General features: G+C 49.0%; 2 protein-coding genes. One reads left to right on the top strand and one right to left on the bottom strand.

The genetic code is table 11. The features are described from left to right. On the top strand, window positions 1-964 hold a 964-nt coding region (locus tag VN105_RS05545; protein ID WP_325638745.1), incomplete at its 5' end, for an NAD(P)-dependent alcohol dehydrogenase. Window positions 965-1,019: 55 nt separating this feature from the next. On the opposite strand, the gene VN105_RS05540 is transcribed toward VN105_RS05545, so the two are convergent. After that, window positions 1,020-1,790, bottom strand: a 771-nt coding sequence (locus VN105_RS05540) for an SDR family NAD(P)-dependent oxidoreductase (protein ID WP_325638743.1), incomplete at its 5' end; no start/stop codon positions are given.

Genomic DNA, 1,790 nt, shown 5'->3' with positions numbered 1-1,790 from the left:
AGTACCAATCCCGGAACCTAAAAGCGGTGAAATTTTAGTAAAGGTATCGGCCGTTTCACTTAACTATCGTGATAAGATGGTCATTGAAACCGGCCGTGGATTGCCGCTTCATTTTCCTTTTACACCGGGCTCAGACCTCGCAGGCACCGTCGTTGCGCTTGGCGATAAGGTAACCCGATTCAATATTGACGACAAAGTAATATCGACATTTACACCGGATTGGATAGATGGTGCCCGCCCCGGAGATGCCAAAACCTTAGCTTACCGAACACTGGGAGGCTTTTATCCGGGTGTGTTGGCAGAATATGTTGTATTTTCAGAAGAATGGTTTGTGCATGCGCCTAAAACATTGAGTGCCATAGAAGCCTGCACCTTACCCTGTTCTGGCTTGACAGCTTGGTTTGCCTTAGTGGAACGTGGTGGTTTACATTCGGGCCAAACGGTATTGATTGAAGGTACGGGCGGTGTCGCTTTGTTTGGGGTCCAAATTGCCAAAATGCATGGCGCGGAAGTGATTGTTTCCGGAACCGCTGATAAGCATGAGCGTGCAAGAAAGGTAGGAGCGGATCACGTGATTAACCGCCATGAAGAAGAGTTGGCTGAGGGCGTCTATCGAATTACCAAAAATCGTGGGGCTGATCACATTCTTGAATTGGTTGGTGGTTCGCATCTCGGTAAAGCAGCGGCGGCGGTAGCTGTTGGTGGAACGATTTCCCTGATCGGTGCCTTGGAAGGTTTTGAGATTTCTTCACCGGTTATGCCGCTATTGTTTAAGGATGTAAAAATCCAGGGTATCGGTACGGGGCATCGACTTGCTTTGGAACGGTTTGTCCGCGCAATCGATCAGACGAATATGAAACCTATCATTGATAGGCAGTATTCGCTTAGCGATTTGCCCGCAGCTCTTGACCATCTGGATCGTGGTCCCTTTGGCAAAATTGTAATTAAATTGAATGAGGGGTGATGAAAAACCGCCGCATAAAGCTTATGCAGCGGTTTTAGCTTGTTGCTTCGCTAGATTAATAATCGGTCGACTTTGTCAACGTTTCCCACTGCTTATAGCTGGAGGCTAGCAGATCGAGTTTGCTAAATGCACGTGCATAGGCGTCGCTGCCCAAAAGCAGGTACACGGGTGGTTCTGGCATTTCGGTGAGCTCGATCATCACCTTTGCGGCCTTTTCCGGGTCGCCTGCCTGATTGCCGTTCATTTTGGCATACCGCTCATGGGAAGCTCGAATGACTGCATAGGCATCGATTTTCTTTTCCGACAGCATGAGGGAATCAGCGTTCAGGAAGTTGGTACGGAATGCACCGGGAGCAATGACCGTTACGTTAATGCCTAAATCTTTCACATCATCGGCCAACACTTCGCTTAAACCGATCACTGCGTGTTTTACCGCGCCGTAAACCGACCAGCCAGTGGCTGGAGCGATGCCGGCAATAGACGAGATATTAATGATATGACCCGACCCCTGTTCGCGCAGAATAGGCAGCACATGACGAATAACATTGATTGTTCCGAATACATTGACGTCAAAACTATCACGGGTCTCTTTGTCGGTCAGTTCTTCTATACTACCGCCGATCCCATAACCGGCATTATTCACTACCACATCTATCCTGCCGAAGGTTTGGTGGGTCTGCGCGATGGCAGCGGCCACATTTTCATCGTCGCCCAGTTCTACCCTTAAAGGCAGAAAGGCGTCACCTTTAAAATTTACTGCTTCGATCAGGCTTTCACTATTGCGGGACGTGGCCGCTACTTTGTGGCCGGCCTGCAATAATTGTTT

The organism is Chitinophaga sp., assembly GCF_035564935.1.
Classification (GTDB): Bacteria; Bacteroidota; Bacteroidia; order Chitinophagales; family Chitinophagaceae; genus Chitinophaga.
The sequence above is the reverse complement of the archived record's forward strand: the minus strand, read 5'-3'. Positions and strand labels throughout refer to the sequence as shown.